Below are 7641 nucleotides of genomic sequence, written 5' to 3' on the forward strand. Positions count from 1 at the left end.
GAGGGAAACTCATGAACCTGGCACTATGGATCGCGGCCGGACTGCTGGCCGCAGTCGCCCTGGCTGGCGGCATCACCAAGACGTTCGTACCCAAGCAGAAGTTGGCCGCGGCCAACGGCGGCGGGTGGACCGACGACGCCAGCGTCGGCTTCGTCAAGACCCTCGGGGTCCTCGAACTCCTGGCCGCGGTCGGTCTCATCCTGCCCGCCGTGCTGGACATCGCGCCGGTGCTGGTGCCGGTGACCGCCATCTGTTGGGTCCTGCTGATGATCGGCGCGATGATCACCCACCTGCGTCATGGCGAGGCGAGGTTCGTCGGGCTGAATCTGGTCTACCTCGCGGTGGCCGCGTTCGTGGCCTGGGGCCGCCTCGGACCCGAGCCCTTCACCGGCTGACCGGAGCCCACTGCCGCCCCGGCGGTTCGACCGTGCCCCGCTATCCTCGCGCGATGACGACGCGGACCGCGCTGCGCAGACGCACGAAGCAGGTTCTTGTGGCCGGGTCCGTCACGCTGGGCTTGCTGTCGTGCCTGTGGGTCCTGTCGTTCTGCCGCCGACCCTGTTCGACCCGGCGTCTGTTTATGTGGGGGCCAACCCCAGAGAGGGCAAGCTGATCGTCCACGTCGGCTATCAGTGACCGTTTCCGGGCGCCGCAGGGCGGCGACGCCTCCGTGCGGCGCGGCGCTCAGGAGGGTGCGGCGGCGGGGAAACCGTCGGTGAGCGCGCCGACAGCCCGCTGAAGTCGGGACTCCGCTGTCGAGTCGGTGTGGCCGGTCAACGCGACGTGGTGCAGGACGCTGACCACCGCCAGGGCCAGCGCCTCGGTGTCGGCACCGGCAGGCACCCGCCCACGGCTCTGCTCGGCGGCCAGGTAGCGGGCGACCGCGCGTTCGACCCCCCGCAGCCCCGACATCCCGCTGCCCAGGACCGCTTCGACGTTCGCCGTCAACTCCGGCCGGAATGCGGTCAACCGGGTCAACGCTGTCAGCGTGCCCAACGGCGTGGCCAGGACGGCCTGGCGCAGATTGTCGGCGACCGTGCCGGAACCGGCGCGCTCCGGCAGGCCGGCCACCTCACCGGAGATGTGGAAGACGCGGTCTACCGCGAACCCGGTCAGGAAATCGTCGAAGTTCGAAAAGTGGGCGTAGAGCAGGCCGGTCGCGACGCCGGCCTCGCGCGTCACCGCCCGACCGGTGAGCCGGCTCGGCCCCTCTTCCACGATCAACCGCTCGACGGCAGCGAAAAGCTGCTGTCTGAGCGCTGGGATGGCGACTCCGCGCGGCATGGCTGAAGTCTAGGCCGTTGCGCCGCCGCCGTTTGCGTCGGTATGAACAGTCGCTCATACTGGTTTGAGCAGATGCTCATTCTAAGTTGTGAGGTGCTGGATGAAACGTGCGGTGATCGTGGGCGCGGGGATAGCCGGGCTGGCCACGGCGCTACGACTCGGCCAGGACGGGTGGCAGGTGATCGTCGCCGAACGCGCCCCGGCCCGGCGCAGCAGCGGCTACATGGTCAACCTGATCGGGCCGGGCTACGACGCCGCCGAACGCCTCGGCCTGCTCCCCGCGCTGTCCGAGGCCGACCTGGGGCTCTTCACCACCGTGCTGGTCCACGCCGACGGACGACCCAAGTTCACCGTGCCGTCCGCCATCGCCGAGGCCGCACTCGGCAAGCGGGCCATCTCGGTGTTCCGCGGCGACCTGGAGGCCAGCCTCTACGCAGCGGTACGGGACCGTGTCGACATCCGGTTCGGCACCACCGTCGCCTCCGTCGACCAGGACACCGATCACGTACGCGTGGAGTTCAGCGACGGCACCACCGAGCAGGCCGACCTGCTGGTCGGTGCCGACGGGGTGCACTCCGCCACCCGCACCACCGCGTTCGGGCCCGACTTCCGGGTGGACCTCCCGTACCTCGTGGCCGCCTTCCCCCTGACCCACCCGGTACCCGGCGTGCCCGAGTCGTCCGCCACCACGTACATCGGCCCGAGGCGCACCGCGGCGATCGTCAACCTCGGGCCGGGGCGATCGTCGGCGTTCTTCACCTACCGCAGCGCGGAGCCTGCCGCCGAGCTGGGGCGCGGGCCGGTCGACGCGCTCCGGGCGACCTTCGGGGGTCTGTCGGGTGGCGTGCCCGACGCGATCGACCACCTGGAGAACGACCCGGCCAGCGCCTACTTCGACGCCGTCAGCCAGGTGGTCATGCCGCGCTGGAGCACCGGCCGGATCGTGCTGCTCGGAGACGCGGCGTGGTGCGTGACGCTCTTCGCCGGACACGGCGCGGCCCTCGCGCTGGCCGGCGCCGACCACCTCGGTGCCGCCCTGCGGCGGCACGCCGACGACCTCCCGGCGGCACTCGCCGAGTGGGAGACCGGACTGCGCCCGGAGGTCAGCAAACGACAGGCACTCGCCCGCCGGGGAATGGCCCAGTACGCGCCGCCCAGCCGATTCCACGTCTGGCTGAGCGACCTGACCATCCGGGCGATCACCCTCCCCGGCATCAGCGGCCTCGTCCGGCGAGGTATCGAACGAGCGAACCGCTGAGTGGTGCCCCGCGTCGCCCACAGCCCGCCGCCGGGCTCGAAACGCACCCGCAAGCGTGGACGGGGGCGGGGGCTGGGCGGGCGCGGACAGGGCGGGGGCGTGGGCGGGCAGGGAGCGGGATGGCGGGGTCAGCGGCGGAGGGTGAGGATCAGGTCGGCGACCAGGGCCGTCCAGCCGGTCTGGTGCCAGGCGCCCAGACCGGCCCCGTTGTCGCCGTGGAAGTACTCGGGGAAGGCGATCAGGTCGCGCCAGTCCGGGTGGGTCTGGAAGAGCTGGCACGCGCCGTAGATCGGCCGTCGACCCCAGTCATCCTGGGTGAAGAGCGCGATCAGCCGGGCGGAAAGGTCGTCGGCGATCTCATCCAGGGTGTGCTTCACTCCGGAGCGGGTCGGGTACTCCACCTGGAGGTCGTCGCCGAAGAACGCCGCGTAGTCCCGCAGCGCGCTGATCAGCAGGAAGTTCGTCGGCATCCAGATCGGACCGCGCCAGTTCGAGTTGCCCCCGAACAGTCCGCTGGTCGACTCGGCCGGCTCGTAGCCGACGGAGAACTCCTGCCCGCCGAGGGTGACCGAGAACGGTTTGTCCAGGTGCGCGCGGGACAGCGTGCGGAGGCCGAAATCGGAGAGGAACTCGTCGGGGTCGAGCATCCGGGCGAGCAGGCGGACCACCTGCTCCGGGCCGACCATGGACAGCAGCCGCTGCTGCCGGCCGTCCGGCCCCAGTCGACGGGTGCCGATCACCTGCGCGTACTCGGGACGGTTGGTGAGGAACCAGCGCAGCCGGGCGCCCAGCTCCGGTAGGTGGTGCAGGGTCCTGGCAGTGAGCCGGGTGGTGGCCGCCAACGGCAGCAACCCGACGACGGAGCGGACCTTCAACGGCACCTTCGTGCCGTCGGCGAGGCGCAGCACGTCGTAGAAGAAAGCGTCCTCGTCGTCCCACAACCCCTGCTCGTACGCGGCGGCGGCGATGTAGGCGAAGTGCTCGAAGAACTTGGTGGCGGTGTCCACCCAGGTCCGGTCATGCTCGGCGAGCACGATCGCCATGTCCAGCAGGTTGAGCGCGTACATGCCCATCCAGCCGGTGCCGTCGGACTGCTCCAGCACACCGGCGACCGGCAGCGCCGCCGAGCGGTCGAACGGCCCGACGTTGTCCAGCCCGAGGAAGCCGCCCTCGAAGACGTTGTTGCCGCCGGTGTCCTTGCGGTTGACCCACCAGGTGAAGTTGAGCAGCAGCTTGTGCATCACCCGGGCCAGGAACTCGTAGTCCCGGCCGCCGTCGATCTCGAACACCTTCAGCGCCGCCCACGCGTGCACCGGCGGGTTCACGTCACCGAACGCCCACTCGTACGCCGGGATCTGCCCGTTGGGGTGCAGGTACCACTCGCGGAGCAGGAGCAGGATCTGCTCCTTGGCGAAGCCCGGGTCGACCCGGGCGATGCTCACGCAGTGGAAGGCCAGGTCCCAGGCCGCGTACCACGGGTATTCCCACGGGTCGGGCATGGAGATGACGTCGAAGCTGGTCATGTGCCACCAGGCGCTGTTGCGCCCGTGCCGACGCCCGGCCGGCGGCGGTGTCGAGCCCGGGTCGCCTTCGAGCCAGCGTTTGACGTCGAAGTGGTAGAACTGTTTGCCCCACATCAGCCCGGCGATGGCCTGCCGTGCCACCAGCGCCTCGTCGGGTGTGGCGGCCGGCGGGATCACCCCGGCGAAGAACCGGTTCGCCTCGGCCCGCCGCGCCCACACCACGGCCTCGAAGCCGTCGCTGAGGTCGGCCGGGGGTGGCGGCGCGGCGGCCGGCGGCGACGCGGTGCGGGTGAGCCGCAGCCGGATCTGGCGCTGCCCGCCGGCCGGCACGTCGAGCACGTAGTGCAGCGCGCCCTTGGTGCCCTCCCGGGCCGGGTTGACCGTGGCCGCGCCGTTGACGACGTGGTCGTTGATGCCGTCCTTCGGGTACGGCGAGCGGCCGGGCAGGCCCCAGAGCCGTTCGGCGTTGGTGTCGTTGTCGCAGAGCAGCGGCACCGGGCCGCCGTCGCCCTCCAGCAGCAGTTGGCCGAGCACCCGGTGCTCGCCGACGAGCCGGGTGCCCTGGCCGGTCAGCCGGGGGATCCGGTCGCCGCCGGGCAGGCCCCAGGACCAGGTGTTACGGAACCACAGGGTGGGCAGGACGTGCAGGGTCGCCGCCTGGTCGCCCCGGTTGGCGACGGTCACCACCATGCAGAGGTCGGTCGGGGACGCCTTGGCGTAGTCGACGGTCACCGCCCAGTACCGGTCGTCGTCGAAGATGCCGGTGTCCACCAGCTCGTACTCGGTGTCGTCGCGGCCGCGCAACGCGTTCACCGCGACGAGTTCGTCGTACGGGAAGGCGGCCTGCGGGTAGTGGTAGCGCCAGCGCATCCAGGAGTGGGTGGGCGTGGAGTCCTCGTACCACCAGTACTCCTTGACGTCCTCGCCGTGGTTGCCGCCGTCGCCGCCGAGGCCGAACATCCGCTCCTTGAGGATCGGGTCCTTGCCGTTCCAGAGGGCCAGGGCGAAGGCGAAGGTCTGTCGTTCGTCGCAGACGCCGGCCATCCCGTCTTCATTCCACCGGTAGGCTCTGGACCGCGCGTGGTCATGCGGGAAGTAGTCCCAGGCCGTACCGTGCTCGCTGTAGTCCTCACGCACCGTCCCCCACGCCCGTTCGGACAGATAGGGACCCCATGCACGCCAGTCCTGCTCCCCCGAGTCGGCCTGGGCGAGCCGGAGCCGCTCAGCGTCGGGTGGCGAGGCGTCGGAGGACGATCGGTCAGTGATCACGTGCACATCTTTGACGTCGCCGCGGTACTTGACCACAGCGGCCATTCTCGTCGTGGCGTGTTACACCCCGCCGCCGGTGGAGGAAAGTTGATCGACATTCACTTCGGCCCGCAGATCTGTGGCGATCTGACCAGCGCGGCCAGCCGGGAGTGGCTGGTCCCCGACGGCCTCGGCGGCTATGCGATGGGCACGGTCGGCGGGCTGCGGACCCGTCGCTACCACGGTCTGTTGGTGGTTCCCGGCGAAACGCCGGCGTCCCGTCAAGTGGGACTGGTCAGTCTCGATCCGGCGGTCACCCTGCCGTCCGGCGCGCGGGTACGCCTCGGCGCGCACGAGTGGGCCTCCGGCGACGTGGACCCGCGCGGCTTCGAGCTGTTGGAGCGCTTCGACCTGGTCGACGGGCTACCCCGCTGGCGGTGGCGGATCGGCGCGGTGGTGATCGAACGGGAGCTGGCCATGCTGCCCGGCCGCTCCTGCGTCGCGGTGGTGCACCGGCTGGTCGCCGGTGGTCCGGTCCGGCTGGAGCTCTCCGCCGCCTGCACCTGGCGGGACGCGCACGGCGAACGGCGGGCCGACGGCCCGGTCCCGCAGGTCGAGGCGGTGGCCGACGGCGCGGTGGTCGAGGGCGCGTACCGGCTCGCCGGCCCGGGCTGGGTGCCCGAGGGGCAGTGGTGGCTGGGCGTGCACCATCGCGAGGAGGCTAGTCGGGGCCTACACCCGGACGAGGACCTCTGGTACGCGGGCCGCTTCTCCGGTGAGCTGGAACGCCCCGGCGACACGGTGTCGGTGCGGGCCTGGGCCGGTCGACTCGACGAGGAACCGCCGCCGGCCACGGAGATCGTCGCGACGGCCCGACGGCGCAATCGTCAGGCGGTGGCGACGGCGAAGCCGGCCGACGACGTGGAGGCCACCCTGGCGCTGGCCGCCGACGCGTTCGTGGTGCGCACCAACCAGGCGGCGGTGGACGTGGTGGCCGGCTACCCGTGGTTCGGGGCGTGGTCGCGGGACACGATGATCTCGTACGAGGGGTTGTTCCTCTGCACGGGTCGCGCGGACGAGGGGCGGGAGCTGCTGCGGGCGTACGCGGCGACGCTCTCCGAGGGGATGCTCGCCAACACGGCCGACACCGGTCGGGTGGAGTACAACACCGTCGACGGCACGCTGTGGTTCCTGCACGCGGTGAGCCGGCACGTCACCGTCACCGGCGACACCGACCTCGGCGACGAGCTGCTGCCCGCGCTGCGGGCGGTGATCGACGCCCACACCGCCGGCACCCGGTACGGGATCCGCGTCGACCCGGCCGACGGGCTACTCACCCAGGGCGCCGCGGGCACCGCGCTGACCTGGATGGACGCCCGGGTGTACGGGGTGCCGGTGACCCCGCGTACCGGCAAGCCGGTCGAGGTCAACGCGTTGTGGATCAACGGGCTGGCCGGGCTCGCGGAGCTGACCGAGCTGGCCGGGCGGGACGCCGACGAGCTGTGGCGACGCCACGGGCAGGCGACCGCCTCGTTCCGGGAGCGGTTCCCGGCGCCGACCGGTTGGCTGCACGACGTGCTGGACGCGCCCGCGCCGGCGTACCCGTTGGGTGGCGCCGCCCTGCACGACGACGACGCGTTGCGCCCCAACCAGTTGCTGGCCTGGTCGCTGCCGTACGCGCCGATGGAGCCGGACGAGGCGACGCTGCGGCGGGTCGCGGGCGGGCTGCTCACCCCGCTCGGGCCGCGCAGTCTCGCCCCGGACTCGGCGGAGTTCGTGGGCCGGCACCGGGGTGGCCCGGCCGACCGGGACGGGGGTTACCACCAGGGCACGGTCTGGCCGTGGCTGCTCGGCCCGTACGTGGATGCCGCCCGCCGGGGGAAGATGTCCGTCGATGACGTATTCGTAGGCATTGAGGCCCATTTGATGGAATATGGGATAGGCTCGGTGAGCGAGACGGCCGATGGCCTCGCGCCGCACACCGCTACCGGGTGCCCGTTCCAGGCATGGTCGGTGGCCGAGCTGCTGCGGGTGCGGCGAAAGAGCCAGTAGCGCTTTACACGACCGCAACGGTGGTGTCGCCGCTGGTTATCGCGATCCCGGCAGGATTGGCCTCGATCCAGACGCGACGGCGACATCGATTCGGTGTCGATCGGCGCGCGCCCGGGGACAACTCAAAGGGGGCCGCATGTCACCCGATGCCCACGTGATCGACATCAACCCCGCCCGACAGCTGCGGGTGCTGATGCTCTCCTGGGAGTACCCGCCGGTGCTCGTCGGCGGTCTCGGACGACACGTGCACGCCCTCTCCGTCGCCCTCGCCGCCGC

Annotated in this window: 6 protein-coding genes; 4 read left to right on the top strand and 2 right to left on the bottom strand. The window is 71.4% G+C overall.

Features of this window, described 5'->3' with window-relative positions; translation table 11 throughout:
• The first annotated feature begins 11 nt into the window (after positions 1-11).
• Positions 12-395, top strand: a complete 384-nt coding sequence (locus AC5L30_RS30605) for a DoxX family protein (protein WP_494871552.1) — start codon at positions 12-14, stop codon at positions 393-395.
• 289 nt (positions 396-684) lie between these two features.
• Here the strand turns inward: AC5L30_RS30605 and AC5L30_RS30610 are convergent, their stop codons facing one another.
• The gene (locus AC5L30_RS30610) at positions 685-1284 is read right to left on the bottom strand and encodes a TetR/AcrR family transcriptional regulator (protein WP_494871554.1); all 600 of its coding nucleotides are present in this window, start codon (positions 1282-1284) and stop codon (positions 685-687) included.
• A 100-nt stretch (positions 1285-1384) separates the two neighbouring features.
• Here AC5L30_RS30610 and AC5L30_RS30615 point away from each other — a divergent pair, with 100 nt between their 5' ends.
• On the top strand, positions 1385-2542 hold the full coding sequence (locus tag AC5L30_RS30615; RefSeq protein WP_494871556.1) for an FAD-dependent oxidoreductase: 1158 nt from the start codon (positions 1385-1387) through the stop codon (positions 2540-2542).
• Positions 2543-2670: 128 nt separating this feature from the next.
• Here the strand turns inward: AC5L30_RS30615 and AC5L30_RS30620 are convergent, their stop codons facing one another.
• Positions 2671-5379, bottom strand: coding sequence for an MGH1-like glycoside hydrolase domain-containing protein (locus AC5L30_RS30620; protein ID WP_494871558.1), 2709 nt, complete (start codon positions 5377-5379; stop codon positions 2671-2673).
• 42 nt (positions 5380-5421) lie between these two features.
• Between AC5L30_RS30620 and AC5L30_RS30625 the strand changes: the two genes are divergently transcribed.
• Both AC5L30_RS30625 and AC5L30_RS30630 read left to right on the top strand, forming a co-directional pair.
• Entirely contained in the window at positions 5422-7365 is a 1944-nt protein-coding gene (locus tag AC5L30_RS30625; RefSeq protein WP_494871560.1) for an amylo-alpha-1,6-glucosidase, read from the top strand.
• Between the two features lie 136 nt (positions 7366-7501).
• Positions 7502-7641, top strand: a 140-nt coding sequence (locus tag AC5L30_RS30630; RefSeq protein WP_494871567.1) for a glycogen/starch synthase, incomplete at its 3' end; no start/stop codon positions are given.

The sequence above is a fragment of the Micromonospora sp. BQ32 genome (assembly GCF_059358895.1).

What these genes read in the sequence shown, in the direction of transcription:
- AC5L30_RS30605 (WP_494871552.1), top strand. Translation starts at nt 12, where the DNA reads ATGAACCTGGCACTATGGATCGCGGCCGGACTGCTGGCCGCAGTCGCC.
- AC5L30_RS30610 (WP_494871554.1), bottom strand. Translation starts at nt 1,284, where the DNA reads ATGCCGCGCGGAGTCGCCATCCCAGCGCTCAGACAGCAGCTTTTCGCT.
- AC5L30_RS30615 (WP_494871556.1), top strand. Translation starts at nt 1,385, where the DNA reads ATGAAACGTGCGGTGATCGTGGGCGCGGGGATAGCCGGGCTGGCCACG.
- AC5L30_RS30620 (WP_494871558.1), bottom strand. Translation starts at nt 5,379, where the DNA reads ATGGCCGCTGTGGTCAAGTACCGCGGCGACGTCAAAGATGTGCACGTG.